Origin of the sequence: Pararhodobacter zhoushanensis, from assembly GCF_003990445.1 — a bacterium.
In the GTDB taxonomy this organism is placed as follows: Bacteria; Pseudomonadota; Alphaproteobacteria; order Rhodobacterales; family Rhodobacteraceae; genus Pararhodobacter; species Pararhodobacter zhoushanensis.
This window is the reverse complement of the sequence record NZ_REEZ01000018.1, coordinates 1-21,294: the sequence shown is the minus strand read 5'-3', so window position 1 is coordinate 21,294 and position 21,294 is coordinate 1. Positions and strand designations below refer to the sequence as shown.

The following is a 21,294-nucleotide window of genomic DNA, read 5'->3' as shown; positions in this document are numbered from 1 at the left end:
GGGGGATCCTACCTGAAGAGGATGTATCGCAAGAGGGCAACCCGTGACCGAGACGCAGCGCAACCTTGAGCCGGCCGTGCCGGTGATCTGGCTTCTGGGCAAGACCGGCGCAGGCAAGACCTCGCTGGTGCGCGCCCTGACGGGGGCGGGTGAGGTCGGCAACGGGTTCGAGCCGGGCACGCGCGGCGCGGCGGTCCATGACTTCCCGCCGCAAGCCGCCGCCGTGCGCTTTCTGGACACGCGAGGTCTGGGCGAGACGGGCTATGACGCCACGCCGGATCTGGAGCAGGCGGGCAAGACGGCGCAGGCTATACTGGCGGTGATCCGGCTGGATGATCCCGTGCAGGCGCCGGTGGTAGCGGTGCTGCGCGATACCAGTCTGCCGGTGCTGCTGGTCTTTACCGGGGCCGATCTGGTGACGGAGACGGGGGCGCAGGTGCGCGCCCGTGCGCATGTCACCTCGATGATCGGGCGCGAGTTTCCCAGCGTGACCATGGCGCTGCCCGCTGACGGTCTGGTGGTGGGTATCGAGGCGCTGCTTGATGCGCTCGACAGCTTCATGCCCCGCGCCGCGTCTATCCTGCGCCGGGCCGAGGAGGCGCGCGCCTTTGCGAAGAACCGCCCACTGGTGCTGCGCTATGCGGCGATGGCGGGGGCGTCGGACGTGGTGCCGCTGACTGGCCTTGCCACCGTGCCCGCAGCGCAGGGCGCGATGCTGCATGCTCTGGCGCGGAAATATGACGTCGAGTTGACACCGGCGCGGATGGGTCTGTTGGCCTCGGCCCTTGGCACCGGCGCGCTGGTGCGCATGGCCACGGGCATGGCGCTGCGGCAGGGGGCCAAGCTGATCCCGGGTTTTGGCCAGACGCTGGGCGCTGCTGCGGCGGCAGGCACCAGTTTTGCCACGACCTATGCGCTGGGCCGCGCGGCTTCGGCGTGGCTCCACGGGCTGTCGCGGGGGGCGGCACCGGACAGCGCGACCTTGCGCAGCCTCTATGATCAGGCGCTGAAAGGCGCGAAACATGCGGCTGACTGACCGCCTGCGCCACACGTTGTTGCGCTGGGACCGGCTGGGTCTGGCGGCGATTTTGGCGCTGCCGTTGACGATTTCCATGCTGCTGGGCTTTTTGTGGCTGAACGAGCACGGCTATCTGATGTGGTTCGCGCTGGGCACCGCCGGGTTCTACGCGGTCTTCCGGGTGGCGGTCGGGCTGGCCCGCTGGCGTACCCGCGTCGCCGGGGAACGCGAGCCGCGAGAGCTGGAAGGGCCAAAGGCCGATCCAGAATGGTCCCCCGCCGAAAAGGCCGCGTTCGAGCGTGCCCGCGCCCGCATCGACACCCGCCTGAAAGAGCCGATCCCGTGGGCCACTCTGCCGACCGAGGCGCTGACGGTGGTGGAAGAAGTTGCCACCGACATGTCCAACGGTCAGCGCAGCGCGCTGGATTTCACGCTGCCCGAGGCGCTGCTGCTGATTGATCAGGTGGCGCTGCGGTATCGGGCGTTCCTGCTGGACAGTATCCCCTATTCCGACCGGCTCTCGGTGCGCACGATGCACTGGCTGTGGCGCAAACAGGACGCGGCGCTGACGGCGTGGGAGACCGGGTTTCTGGCGTGGCGGGGGGTGCGGCTGTTGCTCAATCCCGCCGTCGGGTTGCTGCGCGAGGCCGAGCGGGTTCTGGCCACCGGGTTGCAGGACCGCCTGACCGAGAAATTCCGCCGCGATGCGCAGGCGATCCTGCTGGAAGAGGCGGCGCAGGCGGCGGTGGATCTGTTCTCGGGGCGGCTCAAGGTGAGCGAGGCCGATCTCAGCCGCCACGGCGCGCGGGTGATTGTGCCCGATGCCGCGCCCGAGGGGGCGGTGCAGATCGTCGTGGTCGGCCAGATTTCCGCCGGGAAATCGACGCTGGTCAACGCGCTGCTGGGCGAGGACGCGACCGAAACCGACGCCGCCCCCACCACCGACACCGCCGCCGGGCACGCGCTGGACAGCGGCGTGCGGGTGATCGACACGCCGGGGCTGGATGGCACCGACAAGGTGTCGCGGGCGATTGCGGCGCAGATGGTGACGGCCGATCTGGTGCTGTGGGTGCACCGGGCGAACAGGCCGGGGCGTGCGGCGGATGTGGGGCTGATGGCCGCGTTTCAGGCCGCGATGGCGCGCGATCCGGCGCGGCGGCACCCGCCGGTGGTGCATGTCGCCAACGCCTCGGACCTGTTGCTGCCGGGCTGGCCCCGGCCCGAGAACACGCTCACGGCTGAGGACAAGACCCGCCTGCGCGCGGCCACCGACTCGATCGCCCGCGACATGGGTGGGGTCGCGGTGATCCCGATCCGCGCCGAAGCGCCCGAGTGGAACATCGACGCGCTCAACACCGCCATCGACGCTGTGCTGCCCGAGGCCCGCATGACCCGGCGCAACCGGCTGCGGCTTGAGGCCTCGCGCAGCGAGGGGTTGCGTGGCAACATCGCCCGCGCCGGGCGCGGCGTGAGCGCCGTGGCCAAGGCGCTGGGCAGCCGCTGGCGGCGCTGAGCCGCGCAGCAAGGGGGCGGGATGATCTGGGATTTCTGTGTGATCGGCGGCGGGATTGTCGGGCTGGCAACGGCGCGGGCGCTGCTGGCGCGGCAGCCGGGGGCCAGCCTGATCGTGCTGGAGAAAGAGGTGGCGCTGGGGCGGCACCAGACCGGGCATAACTCGGGCGTGATCCATTCGGGGATCTATTACCAACCGGGCAGTTTGAAGGCGAGGCTCTGCCGCGAGGGCGCGGCGCAGACCAAGGAGTTCTGCCAGCAGCACGCCATTCCCTATGACGAACGCGGCAAGCTGATCGTCGCCACGCGCCAGGACGAGGTGCCCCGGCTGGACGCGCTGTTCGCGCGCGCGGGGGAGAACGGGATCAGGGCTGAACTGGTCGCAGGGCCGCAGATTGCCGAGCGCGAACCGGCGATAGCCGGGCGCAAGGCGATCTGGGTGCCCGAGGCGGCCATCGTCGACTACAAGCGCGTGCTGGCGGCGCTGGCGGACGAGATCACCGCGCAGGGAGCTGAGATCCGCTATAGTGCGGCGCCGGTGGGGATTGTCGAGCAGGGCGCGTGGGTCGAGGTGGCGCTGGCAGGCGAGACGGTGCAGGCGCGGCGGCTGGTGGCCTGCGCGGGGCTGCAATCGGATCGAGTAGCGAAGATGGCGGGGTTGGCGATCCGCCACCGGATCGTGCCGTTTCGGGGTGAATACTGGCGGCTCAGGGCCGAGCGGTCGGAGGTTGCGAAGGCTATGATCTATCCGGTGCCGGAACCCGGACTGCCGTTTCTGGGTGTGCATCTGACGCCGCTGATCGACGGCGCGATGACGCTAGGGCCGAATGCGATGCTGGGCTTTGCGCGCGAGGGGTATCCGAAATTCTCGCTGTCCTTGCGCGATACGGCCGAGATGCTGGGCTTTCCCGGCTTCTGGCGGGTGATCGCGCAGAACCTTCGCCCCGGCCTGACCGAGATCGGCAACTCGCTGTTCAAGCGCCGGTATCTGGACGAATGCCGCCGCTATTGCCCGTCGCTGACGCTGGACGACCTGCTGCCGATGGCACCGGGCATCCGCGCGCAGGCGGTGGGGGCCAAGGGTGAACTGGTGCAGGACTTTCTGTTTCTGGACACGGCGCGGATGTTGCATGTCTGCAACGCGCCGTCCCCTGCCGCGACCTCGGCGCTGCCGATTGGCGACCTGATTGCGGGGCGGCTGATCGGGTAAGGCGGGGGGCCAGCCCCCCGCACCCCCCGCTTAAGGGGGACGCACGCGCCCCCCTTAAGAAACCCCCCGTGGATAGTTGAGGACAGAAAATGCGGTCAGCGGGTCCAGCTGATGGCGAGCTCTTCGCGGAAGGCGAAGCGTTCGAGGTGGCTGGCGATGACGCCTTCCAGACGTTCGAGGGTCTCGGGCTCGGCGGTTTCGGCGGTCAGGGTCAGCGTTTCGCCTGCGGCGGTGAGGTGGCAGGTGCCGAAGGGGAAGTCGATCCTGCCCTTTTCGGTGTCGAAGCTGGCGGGGATCTTGTGGGCGAAGTGTTTGCACAGCTGTTGCAGGTAGCGGCTGGCGTTGGGGGTGGTGAGCACGGCGGTGCTGGTGGTGACGGTATTGCTCATGGCAGGGCCTTTGATCGGGGGAAGGATTGGCTGGCCGGCCGTCGATGCGGTCGCGTGGCTCTCAGCTGCGAAAATACCCCGCTTTTGGCGCGAATCAAGGGGCTGGCAGGTCCAGATCGACCCAGACGATGGCGTGGGTCGCGTCTGGCATGGGCCAGACAAGGCCGCTGTCGCGCAGGCGCAGCACTGCCGAGGGCAGCAGATAATCGACGCGCAGCGCGCCGGGGCCGTCCGGCCAGAGGGCAGTAGGCTGGCCGCTGAGCGGGTCTTGCAGCCGGGGATGGGCGAGGAGGGCGGCGATCTCGCCGCGCTCTCCGGCACCAGCGGCGGGGTCGAGGTTGGCGTCGCCGAGCAGGACGAACGGTTCGGGGACCGGGCTCAGGCCGCCATCGAGCCGCCAACGCCAGAAGGCGGTCTCATCCGCGTTGCGCCAGTGGTTGCGCTGGTGGGGGCCGCCAAAGACGGGCGGCCCGGCGTGCCAGGTGAGCAGGGTGAGCGGGCCCTGGGGCGTGGCGAGCGTGACGTCCCAGAAGCCGGTCGAGGCGAGGCGCTGGAGGGCGAAGGCCTGAGCAGAGGGGAAGGGCTGGCCATCGACATGCGGGAAGCGGCTGGCGGGAAGGTCGCGCCAGAGAAAGGCGCTGTGATCTGTGGCGGTCAGGATCGGATGGCGTGAGAGCAGGGCCATGCCGCCTGCGCCCGAGAAGCGACCCCAGCCCTGGGCATCGTCGGCCTCGCCCCTGCGCCCGTCGCCATCGAGATCAAGGTCGGTAGCAAGGCCGCTGTTGGGACGGGGCGCGTAGTGGTGGGGGAGGGGCAGGCCTGCGTCGTTCAGGAGCGCGGCGAAGGCGGACACTGCCAGCAGGTCGCGGTCATGTTCGAAATCGAGAAGCAGCACGGCGTCCGGGTACAGGGCGACCAGCGCGTCGCGGGCGGTGAGGATATCAGGCTCTGTCCGGCGGATGTCTCGCAGCAACAGACCGGGGCCATCGCGGCTGAGGCCGGTGTGGTACACCGCAAGCCGGATCGGTTGCGCAAGCAGGGGGCTGGTGAGCAGGGCTGCGAACAGCCCCGCAATCAGGCCGCGGCGAAGGCGTTCCCTTCGGAATCGGCGAAGCGGCGGCGGCTGGCGCGGATCATCTTGGCGACCCGGGCCATGGCGACACCGCGCATGACCAGACTGGCCGGGATATAGGCCCACAGCACGATCCCCCACACGAAGCCCATTGGCGACAGCAGGGTGACCGGGTTGATCAACAGCTCGGACGCGATCACCCCGGCTGGCAGCAAGAATGGCAGCACAACCCCTAACGCAATGTTAATGCGAGCATGGCGTTGCAGGCGCAGGACCACGTCATTGCCCGCGGTGGGGTCAAAGGTGGGCAGGTTGATCCAGACGTTGAACGGGCCCGTGCCCATCGGCCAGGCGTTCAGGCGGATCGCGGTGACAAAGCCCAGAACCGTGGTGATCGCCAGCACCAGCGCCAGGGCCGCGCCGTCGCGCACCATGTCCAGATGGACGGGCGGTGTCGAATCAGGCAGCGCGGCGATCAGCAGGCGGACCGGGCTGATGCCGAAGTCGAGCAACTGGCCGCAAAGATTGGCCGCCGATATGGTCAGCCCGCCGAGCAGCCCCGGCTCTACCCCGTTGCGCTGCATCAGCGACAACAGCACGGCGAGCACCGCGATCAGGGCAAAGCGGGTGCGGTTGAAGGGCGCGGCATAGCGGAATTCGATCAGGCCGGGATATTCGGTGGCGTATTCTGCAAACACGATGCCACCGGCAAAGACGGCCAGCAGCAGCATGCTTTGCGCGGTATCAGGGGCGGTAGAGGGCACGACGAGCGCAGGGAAAATGGCCAGCAGAACGACCAAAAGGGCGCGTGCGGCGGCGCCCGGAACGTTCGACTTCGATTTTTCGTCACCCATGCTCGACCCCCTTGCCGGCCGGTGAGAGCCGGTGGGTTGTTTGTGCCGCCGTCGGAATGTGGCGGCTTGCCTCAATTTTGCCACAATTCTGCCCACTTTCACGTACTCCCGCAAGAGACCTTCAAAGAGTGGGTGACGATCGCGATGATTTCGAGGCGGAAATGTCGCAGCTTTGCATCAAACATAAGGTAAAAATGAGGCGCCCCCGAGGGAGCGCCTTAAGGTATTGAAATTGTTTGAAATCAGACCCAAGGATACTGCAATTTTGCCCGTTCTTCATAGGCATCAATTGCAGACACTTTTTCCAAACTGAGGCCAATGTCGTCCAGACCGTTCATCAGGCAGTGTTTCTTGAACGCGTCGACCTCGAACGGGAAGGTTTTTCCGTCCGATGCGGTGACGACCTGCGACTCAAGGTCAACGGTGATCCGGGCGTTCGCCCCATTTGTGGCATCATCCATCAGGTAGTTGACGGCTTCGGCCGGCAGCACCACCGGCAGGATGCCGTTCTTGAAGCAGTTGTTGAAGAAGATGTCGGCAAAGCTGGTCGAGATCACGCAGCGGATGCCGAAATCGAGCAGCGCCCAAGGAGCGTGTTCGCGCGACGAGCCGCAGCCGAAATTGTCACCGGCAACGATGATTTCGGCGTTGCGGTAGGCGGGCTGGTTCAGAACGAAATCGGGGTTTTCGTTGCCGTCGCGGTCAAAGCGCATCTCGTCGAACAGGTTCTTGCCCAGACCCGAACGCTTGATGGTTTTGAGGAACAGTTTGGGGATGATCATATCGGTGTCGATATTGACCAGCGGCATGGGGGCCGCGATCCCGGTGAGTGTGGTGAACTTGTCCATGTCGGTCTCCGTGTGGCGGGCGCACCCGCGCGGATAGAAGGGTCAGCGCTTGCGGGCGGTCAGTCCCAGCGCGAGCAGGCCAATGCCGTCGGCGAGAAGCTGAATGCCCAGAAGCAGGCCAAGAAGCGTGGTGGCAGCCGCGGCGATGTTGCCGACGACCATGAAGCCGATCAGCAGCGACGCCGCGCCCGAGAGCAGCAGGAACCAGAACAGCCGCGTCTCGCGCAGGCGCCAGGCCATGCCAAGACGCGCGCCGCCGGTGATCAGGAACACGATCCCGACCAGCAGCGTCAGCGAGATGACCCCGGCCAGCGGGTTCGCGATCAGCGAGACCCCGGCGATCAGGCCAACCAGCCCGATCACCGCCGTCCAGATCCGGTGCGCCGCGCCTTTGTCGGTGAAACCGACCCACAGCTGTAGCGCGCCGCTGAGGATAAGGAGCATCCCCACAAGCGTGGTCACGGCCAGCGAGGCCGCGAAGGGGTTGGCGATGGCCAGAAGGCCACCGACCCCAAGGATCACACCCAGAACGATCAGAACGGTACTGCTGCGCATCGGTTTGCCCTTTCAGCTGCGGTTACGCGAAATCGCGCACATCGGTCAGATGGCCGGTCACAGCTGCCGCCGCGGCCATGCCGGGGCTGAGGAGATGGGTGCGGCCCTTGTAGCCCTGACGCCCCTCGAAGTTGCGGTTCGAGGTAGAGGCGCACCGCTCGCCGGGGGCCAGCTGATCGGGGTTCATCGCCAGACACATCGAGCAGCCCGCCATGCGCCACTCAAAGCCCGCGTCGATGAAGATCTGCGCCAGACCCTCTTCTTCCGCTTGCGCCCGCACCAGACCCGAGCCCGGCACGACCATGGCGCGCACGCCGTCGGCGATCTTCTTGCCTTTGAGCACAGCCGCCGCCGCACGCAGATCCTCGATCCGGCCATTGGTGCACGAGCCGATGAAGACGGTGTCGATCTTGACGTCGGTCAGCTTCTGGCCCGGCGTCAGGCCCATGTAGTCGAGCGCGCGCTTGACGGCCTCGACCTTGCCGCCGGTGAAATCGTCGGGCGAGGGCACGGTTGCGTTGATCGGCAGCACGTCCTCGGGCGAGGTGCCCCAGGTGACGACGGGCTGGATGTCTTCACCGCGCAGGGTGACGACCTTGTCGAAATGCGCGCCTTCGTCGGTGTAGAGCGTCTTCCAATAGGCCAGCGCTGCCTCCCACGCCGCGCCTTTGGGCGCATGCGGGCGGCCCATGACATAAGCGAAGGTGGTTTCGTCCGGCGCGATCAGGCCCGCGCGTGCGCCGCCTTCGATCGCCATGTTGCAGACGGTCATGCGGCCTTCCATCGACAGCGCGCGGATCGCCTCGCCGCAGTATTCGATGACATAGCCGGTGCCGCCCGCCGTGCCGGTCTTGCCGATCACCGCCAGCGTGATGTCCTTGGCGGTGACGCCCGGCATCAGCTTGCCGGTGATCTCGACCTTCATGTTCTTGCCCTTGCGCTGGATCAGCGTCTGGGTGGCCAGAACATGCTCGACCTCGGAGGTGCCGATCCCGTGCGCCAGCGAGCCGAAAGCACCATGCGTCGCGGTGTGGCTGTCACCGCAAACGACGGTCATGCCGGGCAGGGTCCAACCCTGTTCGGGCCCGACGATGTGCACGATGCCCTGGCGGACATCGGACACGGGGTAGTAGTGGATGCCGAAATCCTTGGCGTTCTTGTCGAGCGCGTCGACCTGAATGCGCGATTCCTCGTTGTCGATGCCCTTCACGCGGTCTTCGGTGGTGGGCACGTTATGGTCGGGAACGGCGATGGTCTTGCCGGGCGCGCGCACGCTGCGACCGGCCAAGCGCAGACCCTCGAAGGCCTGCGGGCTGGTCACTTCGTGGACCAGATGGCGGTCGATATACAGCAGGCAGGTGCCGTCTTCGGCTTCCTGGGCGACATGGGCGTCCCAGATTTTGTCATAGAGCGTTTTCGGAGCAGTCATGGCTCTCTCACTTCGCGTATTGGGAATGGATGGCGTGACGGAGTGCCCCGCGCGGGGCAATAAGGGTCAGGCTGGAAGACGCGCGAGGACAGACCGGTTTTCCCGGCAGAAACGCTGCGGCAAGCGCGCGTGATCGGTCATGTCAAAGAAGCGGATCATGGGGCATGTCTTACGCCCGAATGCGCGCTCAGGCAACAGGATTGCGGGTGCGTCGCCTGTGGTAAGGCGCTGCGCTGAAGCGCACCCTACCCCGGCGGCGACCGGGCGATCATGGCCGCGGATGCCGCCTGCGCTTGCCGGTCGGGTAGGGTGCGCTTCAGCGCACCGGCAGCAGGCCAGCCGTCGCCGTCGTGGACTTCTGCCGCGCTTGCCCTAAACTCTTTTCATGGATGGAGAGTTCACGACCTGGCTGAGCAGCGTGGCCGACAGTATCGCCGCCTTCTGGCAGGCACTGCTTGCCTTTGGCTCGACGATGCTGCTGCCCTCGCGGCTGGCGCAGATCGGCGTCGTGGTCGCGATGATCGTGCTGGCATGGCTCCTCTCCCGCCTGATCGTGCCGCGGTACGAGGCCTGGATGCGGGGCCTCGAAGGGCGGCCGAAATGGCAGCTTCGCTGGCTGATCGTGCTGCGGCGCCGGTTACCGCTGATCGAGTTCGTCGCGCTGATGTGGCTGTCCGTCGGGGTGTTCGCTGCGCTCTACACCTTCCCCTCGCGCCGCTATGTGCTGGTGCTGGTGGCGACGATCGCCACCGCCTGGCTGGCGATTCGAATCGCCGCGCAACTGGTGCGCAACAGGCTCTTGCGGACGGTGGTCGTCTGGAGCCTGTCGATCTGGGCGACGCTTTACTATCTGGGCCTGCTGGACGAGACATCCTACGCGCTGGATCAGGTTGCGGTGACTTTCGGCCAGTTCCGGCTGTCGCTGCTGACCGTGGTCAAGGCGCTGGCACTGACGGCGGCGTTGATCGTCGTTGCGCGTTTCATGACGGTCACCTCGTCGCAACGTATCCGGGGCAATGCCGACATCTCGCCCTCGATGCAGGAGTTGCTGGTCAAGCTGTTGCGCATCACGCTGTATGGCGCGGCGTTCTTCATCGGCCTGAAGGCCGTGGGCTTCGATCTGACCGGGCTGGCGGTGCTGTCAGGCGCGATCGGTGTGGGGCTTGGGTTTGGTCTGCAAAAGGTGGTGTCGAACCTTGTGTCGGGGGTAATCATCCTGCTCGACAAGTCGGTGAAGCCGGGCGACGTGATCAGTCTGGGCGACACCTTCGGTTGGATCAACACCTTGGGCGCGCGGTATGTTTCGGTCGTGACGCGCGACGGCAAGGAATACCTGATCCCCAACGAAGACCTGATCACCGGGCAGGTGGTGAACTGGTCGCACTCGAATGACCTTGTGCGGCTCGACCTGAAATTCGGCACCTCTTACGGCGACGATCCCCACAAGGTCCGCGCTATTGCCATCGCTGCTGCGGCGGGGGCACAGCGGGTGCTGAGCCAGCCCGCGCCCGTCTGCCACATCATCGATTTCGGCGACTCGTCGGTGGATTATCTGCTGCGGTTCTGGATCCGCGACCCTTCAGCCGGGCTGACCAATATCCGCGGCGCGGTGTATCTGGCCCTGTGGGATGCGTTCAAGGAAAACGAGATTTCGATCCCCTTCCCGCAGCGCGAAGTCAGGGTGCTGGGTGACCGGCCCGTGGTGGCAAACCCGCCTTCGGCGGACTGATGCGCGTCGTCTGCGATCTGTCGTGCGCGCTCCATTGAGATTCGCTGCGGCAAGCGTTACATTAGGGGTCAGATTTACCTGCAGGAGGACAGTTCTCTGTCTTACATCGACCCGGCCGCCCCTGCGGCCCCCGCCCCGGAACCTATGGCCCGTGATTTTACGGCTGACGATGTACTGGCATTGGTCCTGCAATCCCTTGATGACGACAAAGCCGAAGAGGTCGTCAAGATCGACCTGCGCGGTCGTTCGTCGATGTCCGATTACATGGTGATCGCCTCGGGTCGCTCGTCTCGTCAGGTTGGCGCCATCGCCGAGAAGCTGATCGAGCGGCTCAAGGAGCAGTTCCGCATCACGCCCCGGTCCGAAGGCAAGGAAACCGGCGACTGGGTGCTGATCGACGCCAATGACGTCGTGGTGCACGTCTTCCGCCCCGAAGTGCGCGACTTCTATCAGCTCGAACGCATGTGGCAGGTGCCAACCGGCCAGGACTAAGGCGCGGTGCGGCTGCATCTGTGCGTGGTGGGCCGGATCCGCTCGGGCCCGGAACGCGTTCTGATCGACGACTATCTGAAACGACTCGACCGGACCGGGCGGCCTTTGGGGCTGGGCCCGGCGGCGGAGCATGAGGTCGAGGACAAGCGCGGCGGCGGCATGGAGGCCGAGGCTGCGCTGCTTGACCGCGCCTGCCCTCAGGGCGCCGTGCGCGTGATGTTGGACGAGCGCGGCGCGGTGATGTCCTCGCCCGAGTTCGCCGGGCGGCTCGAACGCTGGCGCGATACGGGGGCGCAGGATGTGGCGTTCTTCATCGGCGGCGCGGACGGTCTGGCGCCGTCGCTGCGCGCCGGGGCGGATGCGGCGGTGTCGTTCGGGCAGATGGTCTGGCCGCACGCCCTGGCGCGGGTAATGCTGGCCGAGCAACTCTATCGTGCAGCGACAATTCTGGCGGGCTCCCCGTATCATCGGGTGTGAGGGGGTGGCGGCGCTCGGGCCCATCGAGGGCCCTCGCGCCGCTCGGGGGCGCTGCCCCCGCCGGGCCGTTCCGGCCCGCCGCCGGGATATTTAACGAGCAAAGAGGGGCGTTAACGAAGGGTTAACTGCGTTTTCTTTGCTCTTCAAATATCCTCGGGGGGTGAATTCGGCTTTAGCCGAAGTGGGGGGCAGAAGGCCCCCCCCTTGCCCGCTCTGCCAGACGGCGAAACGCTCACGTCCCCGCGACATCTCGCGTAGCGTCGTCCCTTGGGCATTGCTCCTGCGCCGCCGCCCGCTTAGACAGTCGGCCAAGCAACGGAGACCGCTTATGACCCGCGCCAAACCTGTCGTTCTGTGCATTCTGGACGGCTGGGGCATCAACCCCAACCCCAAGGGAAACGCCGTCGCTCTGGCCGATACCCCCAATTTCGACAGGGTCATGGCGACCTGCCCAAACGCCACTCTGGTGACCTTTGGTCCTGATGTGGGTCTGCCCACCGGTCAGATGGGCAATTCCGAAGTCGGGCACACCAATATCGGCGCGGGCCGGGTGGTGGCGATGGATCTGGGGCAGATCGATCTGGCGGTCGAGGATGGCTCCTTCGCCGCCAATGCCGCGCTGGGCGAGTTCATCGCGCGGTTGCAGGACAGCGGCGGCACCGCGCATATGATGGCCGTGGTCTCGGACGGCGGGGTGCATGGGCACATCAGCCATCTGAAAGCTGCGGTGAAGGCAATTGCCGGTGCCGGGATTCCGGTTGCGATCCATGCGATCACCGATGGCCGCGACGTTGCGCCCAAGTCTGCGCAGGGCTTCATCGACGATCTGCTGTCGGACCTCCCCGAGGGCGCCAGGATCGCCACGGTGATCGGGCGCTATTGGGCGATGGACCGCGACTCGCGCTGGGAGAGGGTCGAGCGCGCCTATGACGCGATGGTCGAGGGGCAGGGCAAGCCCTGCGCCGGTGCCGCTGAGGCGGTGGCCGAGGCCTATGCCGCCGGGGAGACGGATGAGTTCATCACCCCCACCGTCATCGGCGACTACAAGGGCGCGCGGGGCGGCGATGGTCTGTTCTGTCTGAACTTCCGCGCCGACCGCGCGCGCGAGATTCTGGCCGCGATCGGTGCGCCGGCGTTCAACGGGTTCGCGGTGAAGAACCGGGTCAACTGGGCGATGCTGTTGGGCATGGTCGAGTATTCCGATGCCCACAACGCCTTCATGCACACGGCCTTTCCCAAGCGGGTGATCCGCAACACGCTGGGCGAGTGGGTGGCCAAGCAGGGTCTGCGCCAGTTCCGGCTGGCCGAGACCGAGAAATACCCGCATGTCACCTTCTTCCTGAACGGCGGCCGCGAAACGCCGGAAGAGGGCGAGGATCGGTTCATGCCCTCCAGCCCCAAGGTCGCCACCTATGATTTGCAGCCCGAGATGTCGGCGCCTGAAGTCACCGATCATTTCGTCGCGGCGATCGAGGAAGGCTATGACCTGATCGTGGTCAACTATGCCAACCCTGACATGGTCGGGCACACTGGCATCGTCGAGGCCGGGATCAAGGCAGTCGAAGAGGTCGACCGCGATCTGGGCCGCGTTCTGGCGGCGCTGGAAAAGGTCGGCGGGGCGATGCTGCTGACCGCCGACCATGGCAATTGCGAAACGATGATCGATTACGCCACCGGTGGGCCGCACACCGCGCATACCACCAATCTGGTGCCCGTGGCGCTGGTCAACTGGCCCGAGGCGGTGACGCTGGACAAGGGCCGTCTGGCCGATGTTGCGCCGACGCTGTTGGAGATGATGGGGCTGCCACAGCCCGACGAGATGACCGGTCACAGCCTGATCCGGCGGGGTTGAGGGATGCGGATTGCGCGGGTTCTGGCGGTTCTGGCCTGTCTGAGTAGCGCTCAGGCCGGGGCGGATACGGCGGAGAACGCGCAGGCGGCGGCGGTTGATCTGCTCAATGCCATCGATTCGCTGGCCGACGCGGGCCGCGCGCCCGATCAGGTCGCGGCGCTGACGCAGGCGATTCAGGCGCATGAGGCCGGGTTGTCGGCGTTGCGCGAAGGACTGCGCGAAGCCTCGCTGCGCGAGGCGGCAATCAACCGCGTGCTCGACGCGCAGCAGGCCGAGGTCAGCCGAATCCTGGGGGCGATGATGGCCGTCGAGCGGATTGAGGGGCCGGTGATGCTGGTCCATCCGCAGGGACCGCTGGCCACGGCGCGCTCTGGCATGATGATTGCCGATGTTGCCGCCGGTATGCAGGCGGAAGCTGCGCGCATAGGGGCACTGGCGCGGGAATTGGCGGCGTTGCGGTCGCTGCGCGAAACCGCCGTTGAAACGCTGGCCGACGGGCTGACCAGTTTGCAGGATGCGCGGGCCGAGCTGTCGCAAGCCATTGCCGACCGCCGTGATCTGCCGCCCCGTGTCGGTGATGACGAAACTCGGATGCTGGCGCTGCTCAATTCAGTGCGCACCTTGCAGGAACTGGCGACCAGTCTGGCCGAGCGTCCGTCGGGCGCGTCGTCGGATCTGCCGGTGTTCGCCAGTGCGCGTGGGCGGCTGGAACTGCCGGTGATCGGTGCGATCCTGCGCCGGTTCGGCGAGGCCGATACCGCCGGGATCAACCGTCCCGGTCTGGTGATGGCGACCGAGACGGGGGCGCTGGTGACCGCGCCGTGGTATGGCACCGTGCGCTATCGCGGCCCGCTTCTGGATTACGGCACGGTGGTGTTGCTGGAACCGGGCGAGGGCTGGCTGATCGTTATTGCCGGGCTGGACGCGGTTTATCCGCGCACCGGCGATGTCGTTGCGCAGGGCGATGCGCTGGGGATGATGCCCGGTGGCTCGGTCGCGGGTGACGAGTTTGTGCAGGCGGCCCCGGTAGCGGGACGCAGCGAAACGCTGTATCTGGAACTCAGACAGGGCGGGCAAGCCATTGACCCGGCCGACTGGTTCGACTTGAGTGGACAGCGGCCCTAGAGAGGCCGCAGAGGGTGCGCAGACGCGCTCGACCGACAGACGGGATGGAATGGATGAACAAATATCTGGTGGCGGCAGCGGCAGGCATTCTGGGCGGCGCGGTGCTGTCGACGCAGGTGGCCGGCCCGCTTCTGGCGCAGGAGCAGGACGCCGAGCAGTCGGTCTATGATCAGCTCGACCTGTTCGGCAATGTGTTCGAGCTGATCCGCTCGCAATATGTGACCGAGGCCGATAGCGGTGCTCTGGTTCAGGCGGCGATCAACGGCATGCTGAACTCGCTTGATCCGCATTCCAGCTATCTGCCCCCCGATGATTACGAAGACATGCGCGTGCAGACGCGCGGTGCCTTTGGCGGTCTGGGGATCGAGATCACCCAGCAGGACGGCTATGTCCGCGTTATCACTCCGATGGACGACACGCCTGCCGCGCAGGCCGGTGTCCAGCCGGGCGATCTGCTGACGCATGTGGACGGCGTCGGGCTGATGGGGCTGACCCTGCCCGAAGCGGTGGATCTGATGCGCGGCCCGGTCGGGTCCGAGATCGTCGTGACCATCCTGCGCGAGGGTGTGGCCGAGCCGTTCGATCTGTCGATCATCCGTGACACCATCCGCCTGCGCGCCGTGCGCAGCCGGATCGAGGGCAGCATCGTTGTGCTGCGCGTAACCACGTTCAATGAGCAGACCTATGACAACCTCGCCTCGCAGCTGGCTGATGGCATCGCCGAAATTGGCGGTATCGAGCAGTTGCAGGGTGTCGTTCTGGATCTGCGCAACAACCCCGGCGGCTTGCTGACGCAAGCCATTCAGGTGTCGGATGCGTTCCTTGAGCAAGGCGAGATCGTCTCGACCCGGGGCCGTTCCGAAGGGCAGGGCGACCGCTATAACGCCACCGCTGGCGATCTGATCGACGGGCACCCGATGGTGGTTCTGGTCAACGGCGGCTCGGCCTCGGCCAGCGAAATCGTTGCCGGTGCATTGCAGGATCATCGCCGTGCGGTGATCGTGGGTGAGCGCAGCTTCGGCAAGGGTTCGGTCCAGTCGCTGATCCCGCTGCGCGGTGATGGCGCGGTGCGTCTGACCACGGCACTGTATTACACGCCTTCGGGCCGGTCGATTCAGGCGCTGGGCGTTGCCCCCGATATCGTCGTGCACCAGCCGCCGCGTCATGACGAGGTTGCGGCACCGGAAGAGGCAGCGCGTCCGCAACGCAGCGAATCCACCCTGCGTGGTGCCTTTAACAACGAGACCATCACCGATGATGAGCGTCGGCAGATGGAAGAGGAAGAGCGCGCCGCCGAAGAAGTCTCGCAACTGCGCGAAGAGGATTACCAGCTGGCCTATGCGCTGGACATCCTGCGCGGCCTGTCGGTGATGAACGGCCAGTGAGCGCGCGCACGATGACGCCCGAGCAGATTGCGGCGCTGCCGTACCGGCCCAATGTGGGTGTCATGCTGATCAACCCTTCGGGGTTGATCTTTGCGGCGCAGCGGCTGGATAGCGCGGTGCCCGCCTGGCAGATGCCGCAGGGCGGGATTGACGAAGGTGAAGACGCCCGCGCCGCTGCCTTGCGTGAGCTGGAAGAAGAGACCGGCGTGCCGCCCGCGCTGGTGCAGGTGGTGGCCGAGTCGGACGGCTGGCTGACCTACGATCTGCCGCATGAGCTGGTTCCGACCATCTGGAAGGGCCGGTTTCGCGGGCAAAAGCAGAAATGGTTCCTGCTGCGCTATCTGGGCCGGGACGATCAGATCAACCTTGAGCAAGAACACCCTGAGTTCAGCGCCTGGCGCTGGATCAGCGGGGACGAGATGATCGCGGCGATCGTGCCCTTCAAGCGCGAGATCTACAGCCGCGTGGTGCAAGAGTTCCGGGCGCATCTGGCCTGAGACCTGCGATCACGTTGTATGAAAGAGGGGATGCGGGCAACCGGCTCCCCTTTTTTCATGCCAGCGGGCGAAGGTCTTACGGGAAAGAAAACCTGTATCTGCCAGTCCAGTCGCCGCCGCCCGAGACGCGCCATTGCCGTGGATGTTGATCCGCCCAGACCTTGCCATCCTGTGACCCGGTCACCGCGAAAGTGACACGCTCACCGGTGCGACCCCGCCATTGGATCAGGTTGCCCGGACCGGCCAGAACAACGCGGGCGAAGGGCGGCGGCAGGCTTCCCCCAAAGACCGGCTGTCGGGGCTGAACCGGATGCTGGACCATAGGTGGCCGGGGTAGCACCGGCTGTAGCGCGGTGCCGCCAAGGGGCTCCATCGCCAGCGTCGCGGTCCATGTTCAGGGTGTTGCAGGCGTTGGTGAAATCAGCCTGTGTGATCTGGACCTTTGGCACCCGTTACGCCAAGGTCGCGCCGACTGCGGCGCATCGGCGCTTCCGGGGGGAGCCGGCAAGACATGAAAATCGGTCTGTTCTTTCTGGTCATCGCCTATGTGCTCAGCCAGTTCTACCGTGCCTTTCTGGCCGTTCTCTCGCCGGTTCTGGGCAGCGAGATCGGCGCGGGCCCTGAGGATCTGGCGCTGTCGTCGGGCCTGTGGTTCCTCGCCTTCGCGCTGATGCAGATCCCGGTCGGCGCGGCGCTGGACCGGATCGGGCCGCGCTGGACAGCCAGCGTGTTGCTTGCGCTGGGTGGTGGCACCGGGGCGCTGGTGTTCTCGCAGGCAACGGGGCCGTGGGGCATCCATCTGGCGATGGTTCTGATCGGGGTCGGCTGTTCGCCGGTGCTGATGGCGTCTTACTATATCTTTGGCCGCAGCTTCCGCCCGGCGCTGTTCGGCACGCTGGCGGCGGCGATCATCGGGCTGGGCAGTCTGGGCAATCTGGCCGGGGCAGCGCCGTTGGCGGCAGTCGTCGCGGCCTATGGCTGGCGTGAGACGCTGATCGCGTTGGCAGGTGTGACGCTGATCGTCGCTCTGGCACTGGTGATCTTTGTGCGCGACCCCGAGCGGCTGGTGCACGCGCCGGGCGAGGGCGGCTCGGTGCTGGATGTGCTGCGCCTGCCGGGGTTGTGGTTGATCCTGCCGCTGGCGATGACCAACTACGCGGCGGCGGCAGGGATTCGCGGGTTGTGGGCGGGGCCGTATCTGACCTCGGTCCATGGCGCGGATGCGGCGCTGATCGGCACGGTGACGCTGGTCATGGGGCTGGCGATGATCATGGGCAATTTCGCCTATGGTCCCGCCGACCGGCTGCTGGGTAGTCACAAGCGGGTCGTTCTGGTCGGCAACATCGGCCTGTCGCTGGCGCTGGCCGCGCTGTGGCTGACGCCGGGGAGCGGCATCTGGGCCGCCGCGGCGCTGCTGGCGGCGGTGGGTTTTCTGGGCGCATCGTTCCCGGTGGTCATGGCGCATGGCCGCAGCTTTCTGCCGCCGCATCTGCTGGGGCGGGGGGTGACGCTGCTGAACATGTTCTCCATCTCGGGCGTGGCGCTGATGCAGTTCGCGTCGCGTCCCGTGTTCGAGGCGGCCTCAAGCGGGCGCGATCCGGCGCATGCCTACGGCCTGTTGTTCCTGTTCTTCCTGCTGCCCAACCTGGTCGGCATCGGCTTTTACCTCTTTGCCCGCGACAGGGGCGAGGCGGGGCGTTAAAACCCCGGCATGAGCACCGAAATCGACGTCATCGCCCCGAACCTCAAGCGCCGCCTGTCGGGTGTTACCTCGACCATCGTGCGGCTGGTGCCGGTTCAGGCGCGCACGCTTGGTATTGTAGCGACAGGGCCGGGCCTGCCGCCACATGTGCCGCATGTACCGCTGTGGAAAATCCCCTTCCTGCCGCGCCGCACCCGCGTCTGGCACGCGCGGCGCAATACCGAAATGGCGCTGGGCCTGATCCTGCGCGGGCTGGGGCTGAGCCGGTTGAAGCTGCTCTTCACCTCGGCCAGCCAGCGCAAGCATTCGGGGTATACCCGCTGGCTGATCGGCAAGATGGATGCGGTGGTGGCGACGTCCGCCCGCACGGCGGCGTATCTTGAGCGCCCGGCGACGGTGATCCTGCACGGCATCGACACCGATAGCTTCACTCCGCCAGACGACCGGGCCGCGCTGCGTCAGGCGCTAGGCCTCCCTGATGGTGTGCTGGTCGGCTGCTACGGCCGCATCCGCGCGCAGAAAGGCACCGATGCGTTCGTCGAGGCGATGATCGCGCTGCTGCCCGACCGGCCCGGTGTGACCGCGCTGGTGATGGGCCGCGCGACCGAAGGCCAGAACGGGTTCCTCGACCAGCTCAAGGCGCGGGTGGCCGAGGCGGGACAGAGCGACCGCATCCTCTTTTTGCCCGAGGTCAGTGTGGACCGCATGGCCGACTGGTACCGTGTGCTCAACCTCTACGTCGCGCCGCAACGCTGGGAGGGGTTCGGCCTGACCCCGTTGGAAGCGATGGCCTGCGGCGTGCCGGTGGTGGCGACGACCGTGGGCGCGTTCCCCGAGATCGTCACGCCCCAGACCGGCGCGTCGGTCCCGCCTGATGACATCCCGGCGCTGGCGGCGGGGGTTGCACCCTTCCTTGACGATGCCCAGATGCGGCAGAGCGCGGGCACTGCCGCCCGCGCGCATGTCGAAAACGGGTTCCGCCTGCAGGACGAGGCCGACGCGCTGATCGCGATCTACCGTCGCTTGCTGGCCTGAGGGCGCGTGTTTCGCGCACCACTGCGCCAGAAAAGACCAGTGCCTCTTTCCATTGCACCGGCAATCCGCTACTCGGCAGCGTTCTTTCGAGATGGAGGTCCTGATGGGCTATCGAGTCGTCGTTGTCGGCGCCACGGGGAACGTGGGCCGCGAAATGCTGAATATTCTTTCCGAGAGGGAGTTCCCTGTCGATGAGATCGCCGCGCTGGCGTCTCGTCGCTCCCTTGGTACTGAATGCAGCTTTGGCGACAAGACATTGAAATGTCAGGATATCGAGAATTTCGATTTCACTGGCTGGGACATCGCCCTGTTCGCCATCGGCTCGGACGCGACCAAGATCTACGCGCCCCGCGCTGCGGCCTCCGGTTGTGTGGTGATCGATAACTCGTCGCTCTATCGCTATGACCCCGATGTGCCGCTGGTGGTGCCCGAGGTGAACGCCGATGCGGTGCTGGGCTATAAAAAGAAGATGATCATCGCCAACCCCAACTGCTCGACCGCGCAGATGGTGGTGGCCCTCAAGCCCCTGCACGACCGCGCGCGCATCAAGCGGGTGGTGGTGTCGACCTATCAGTCGGTGTCGGGCACGGGCAAAGAGGCGATCGACGAGCTGTGGAACCAGACCAAGGGCATCTTCGTGCCGGGTCAGGAAGTCGCCCCGTCGGTCTACCCCAAGCAGATCGCCTTCAACGTGATCCCGCACATCGACGTCTTCCTGGACGATGGCTCGACCAAGGAAGAGTGGAAGATGGTCGCCGAGACCAAGAAGATCCTGGATCCCAAGATCAAGCTGACCGCGACCTGCGTGCGCGTGCCGGTTTTCGTCGGCCATTCGGAATCGATCAACATCGAATTCGAAGATCCGCTCGACTGGCAGGAAGCCACCGAGATCCTGCGCGAAGCGCCGGGGATTCTGGTCGTCGATAAGCGCGAGCCGGGCGGGTATATCACCCCCGTGGAATGCGTCGGCGAATACGCGACCTATATCAGCCGCATCCGTCAGGACTCGACCATCGAGAACGGCCTGAACATCTGGTGCGTCAGTGACAACCTGCGCAAAGGCGCTGCCCTGAACGCGGTGCAGATCGCCGAAGTGCTGGGACAGCGGTGCCTGAAGAAGGGCTGAGGCCCGACTGACGGGATCGATTTTGGAAAAGGGCGCCGCAGGGCGCCCTTTTTGTTTTGTCTGGTTAAGGGGGCGGCGGGTGCTCTTGCTCGCTTGGGGGCGGATATGGCGGCGTGCTTGCCCTGCCTGGTCCCCGGCGTGGACCCGTTGAGGGTCTGGCGGGCGGGGTGGACGCAGCCGCGCCGAGCTTCCCGGCAGTCGCCGAGCGCGACTCAGCGCCCGGTTTGGCAGAATCGCCCGCGCCCATTTCCCGCGATTCTCCGACGGCGAGCGCGACTCGCCCCCGGCAGGAGCCTTTCCCGACATTTATTTGCGATCCTCACGCCGCTTAGGGGTGAGTATTTCGCACAGCGAGTCGGAAAATCGCCCGGTCCGACTCGCCACCACCAGAGTGTCCGCGAACCTTACCTCGCAGCGCGCTGCGGCGGTTTCCATGGAGAATTCAATATGTTGTGGTTCCGCGGTGTTCTGCCACGATGGGTGCTTTCAGGCCGACCGGCGATGCACCGGGCGAAGGGCTGTGTGAAACTTTTATCGCAGTGACGTCGCTTTTTCTCTTGCGGGTCCGAGCCACTGGGCCTAGATACCGCCTCACCGAAGCGGCGAAGACGCGGAAACGCGACGAAGCAGCGACGGCGGCGGAAACGCTGAGAGATTATCTGGATGTAAGGCGAACGAAGGCGCTGGGTAACTGGCGAAGTCTTCGTGTTGTGTCTGGAACGCTTTTTGACAATTTGGTTATTTGAAGGGATATGCGGGCGGTTTGGTCCAGTTCGATGGATCGGACGTCTGTATATCAGCTCACTAGGTTTCGGCCGATGATGTGAGTGTCAGCTTCACTGTTTTGCGGTTCTTGTTTCCTTGTGGAACTTGAGCACAAAACGGAAAGAAATGAAGGGTCAGCTTCGGTTGACCTGTGATGTGCAGAGGTTCGCTCGTCAAGGATACGCTGGTAACGGCGTTTCAACTTGAGAGTTTGATCCTGGC

Annotated in this window: 19 protein-coding genes; 13 read left to right on the top strand and 6 right to left on the bottom strand. The window is 65.9% G+C overall.

The features are described from left to right. Positions 1–43 precede the first annotated feature (43 nt). The 3 genes from EAE28_RS22970 to lhgO are packed head-to-tail and all read left to right on the top strand — an operon-like array spanning position 44 to position 3,740. Positions 44–1,036: a GTPase gene (locus tag EAE28_RS22970; RefSeq protein WP_220443990.1), complete on the top strand. Its 993-nt coding sequence runs from the start codon at positions 44–46 to the stop codon at positions 1,034–1,036. After that, positions 1,023–2,531, top strand: coding sequence for a GTPase family protein (locus EAE28_RS22965; protein WP_127110711.1), 1,509 nt, complete (start codon positions 1,023–1,025; stop codon positions 2,529–2,531). The genes EAE28_RS22970 and EAE28_RS22965 overlap by 14 nt, the downstream gene beginning before the upstream one ends. A gap of 21 nt (positions 2,532–2,552) precedes the next feature. Next, entirely contained in the window at positions 2,553–3,740 is a 1,188-nt protein-coding gene (gene lhgO, locus EAE28_RS22960; protein WP_127110709.1) for an L-2-hydroxyglutarate oxidase, read from the top strand. A gap of 95 nt (positions 3,741–3,835) precedes the next feature. On the opposite strand, the gene EAE28_RS22955 is transcribed toward lhgO, so the two are convergent. The 6 genes from EAE28_RS22955 to leuC form a co-directional block, all read right to left on the bottom strand. Then, positions 3,836–4,129, bottom strand: a complete 294-nt coding sequence (locus EAE28_RS22955) for a DUF2218 domain-containing protein (RefSeq protein ID WP_127110707.1) — start codon at positions 4,127–4,129, stop codon at positions 3,836–3,838. A 94-nt stretch (positions 4,130–4,223) separates the two neighbouring features. After that, positions 4,224–5,141, bottom strand: a complete 918-nt coding sequence (locus tag EAE28_RS22950; protein WP_246022579.1) for an endonuclease/exonuclease/phosphatase family protein — start codon at positions 5,139–5,141, stop codon at positions 4,224–4,226. Between the two features lie 62 nt (positions 5,142–5,203). Further along, entirely contained in the window at positions 5,204–6,055 is an 852-nt protein-coding gene (locus EAE28_RS22945) for a hypothetical protein (RefSeq protein WP_127110705.1), read from the bottom strand. A gap of 242 nt (positions 6,056–6,297) precedes the next feature. After that, positions 6,298–6,903 (bottom strand): 3-isopropylmalate dehydratase small subunit, encoded by a 606-nt coding sequence (gene leuD, locus EAE28_RS22940; RefSeq protein ID WP_127110703.1) that lies wholly within the window; start codon positions 6,901–6,903, stop codon positions 6,298–6,300. A 42-nt stretch (positions 6,904–6,945) separates the two neighbouring features. Further along, positions 6,946–7,458, bottom strand: a complete 513-nt coding sequence (locus tag EAE28_RS22935) for an HdeD family acid-resistance protein (RefSeq protein WP_127110701.1) — start codon at positions 7,456–7,458, stop codon at positions 6,946–6,948. Positions 7,459–7,480: 22 nt separating this feature from the next. Continuing rightward, positions 7,481–8,887: a 3-isopropylmalate dehydratase large subunit gene (gene leuC / locus EAE28_RS22930; RefSeq protein ID WP_127110699.1), complete on the bottom strand. Its 1,407-nt coding sequence runs from the start codon at positions 8,885–8,887 to the stop codon at positions 7,481–7,483. A 385-nt stretch (positions 8,888–9,272) separates the two neighbouring features. Here leuC and EAE28_RS22925 point away from each other — a divergent pair, with 385 nt between their 5' ends. The 10 genes from EAE28_RS22925 to EAE28_RS22880 all read left to right on the top strand — a co-directional run bounded on the left by EAE28_RS22925 (position 9,273) and on the right by EAE28_RS22880 (position 20,307). After that, a complete protein-coding gene (locus tag EAE28_RS22925) occupies positions 9,273–10,616 on the top strand; it encodes a mechanosensitive ion channel family protein (RefSeq protein ID WP_127110697.1) in 1,344 nt (447 codons plus the stop codon). 144 nt (positions 10,617–10,760) lie between these two features. Then, positions 10,761–11,108: a ribosome silencing factor gene (gene rsfS, locus EAE28_RS22920; RefSeq protein WP_127110695.1), complete on the top strand. Its 348-nt coding sequence runs from the start codon at positions 10,761–10,763 to the stop codon at positions 11,106–11,108. 6 nt (positions 11,109–11,114) lie between these two features. Next, entirely contained in the window at positions 11,115–11,585 is a 471-nt protein-coding gene (gene rlmH / locus EAE28_RS22915; protein ID WP_127110693.1) for a 23S rRNA (pseudouridine(1915)-N(3))-methyltransferase RlmH, read from the top strand. Positions 11,586–11,913: 328 nt separating this feature from the next. Then, positions 11,914–13,437 (top strand): 2,3-bisphosphoglycerate-independent phosphoglycerate mutase, encoded by a 1,524-nt coding sequence (gene gpmI, locus EAE28_RS22910; protein ID WP_127110691.1) that lies wholly within the window; start codon positions 11,914–11,916, stop codon positions 13,435–13,437. Between the two features lie 3 nt (positions 13,438–13,440). Beyond that, entirely contained in the window at positions 13,441–14,562 is a 1,122-nt protein-coding gene (locus EAE28_RS22905) for a murein hydrolase activator EnvC family protein (RefSeq protein ID WP_127110689.1), read from the top strand. A gap of 53 nt (positions 14,563–14,615) precedes the next feature. Further along, entirely contained in the window at positions 14,616–15,947 is a 1,332-nt protein-coding gene (locus tag EAE28_RS22900; RefSeq protein WP_127110687.1) for a S41 family peptidase, read from the top strand. Between the two features lie 11 nt (positions 15,948–15,958). Further along, entirely contained in the window at positions 15,959–16,444 is a 486-nt protein-coding gene (locus EAE28_RS22895; RefSeq protein WP_127110768.1) for an RNA pyrophosphohydrolase, read from the top strand. A gap of 511 nt (positions 16,445–16,955) precedes the next feature. Beyond that, the gene (locus EAE28_RS22890; RefSeq protein WP_127110685.1) at positions 16,956–18,146 is read left to right on the top strand and encodes an MFS transporter; all 1,191 of its coding nucleotides are present in this window, start codon (positions 16,956–16,958) and stop codon (positions 18,144–18,146) included. Positions 18,147–18,155: 9 nt separating this feature from the next. Continuing rightward, positions 18,156–19,181, top strand: coding sequence for a glycosyltransferase family 4 protein (locus tag EAE28_RS22885; protein WP_127110683.1), 1,026 nt, complete (start codon positions 18,156–18,158; stop codon positions 19,179–19,181). 103 nt (positions 19,182–19,284) lie between these two features. Beyond that, on the top strand, positions 19,285–20,307 hold the full coding sequence (locus EAE28_RS22880) for an aspartate-semialdehyde dehydrogenase (RefSeq protein ID WP_127110681.1): 1,023 nt from the start codon (positions 19,285–19,287) through the stop codon (positions 20,305–20,307). The last annotated feature ends 987 nt before the right edge of the window (positions 20,308–21,294 follow it).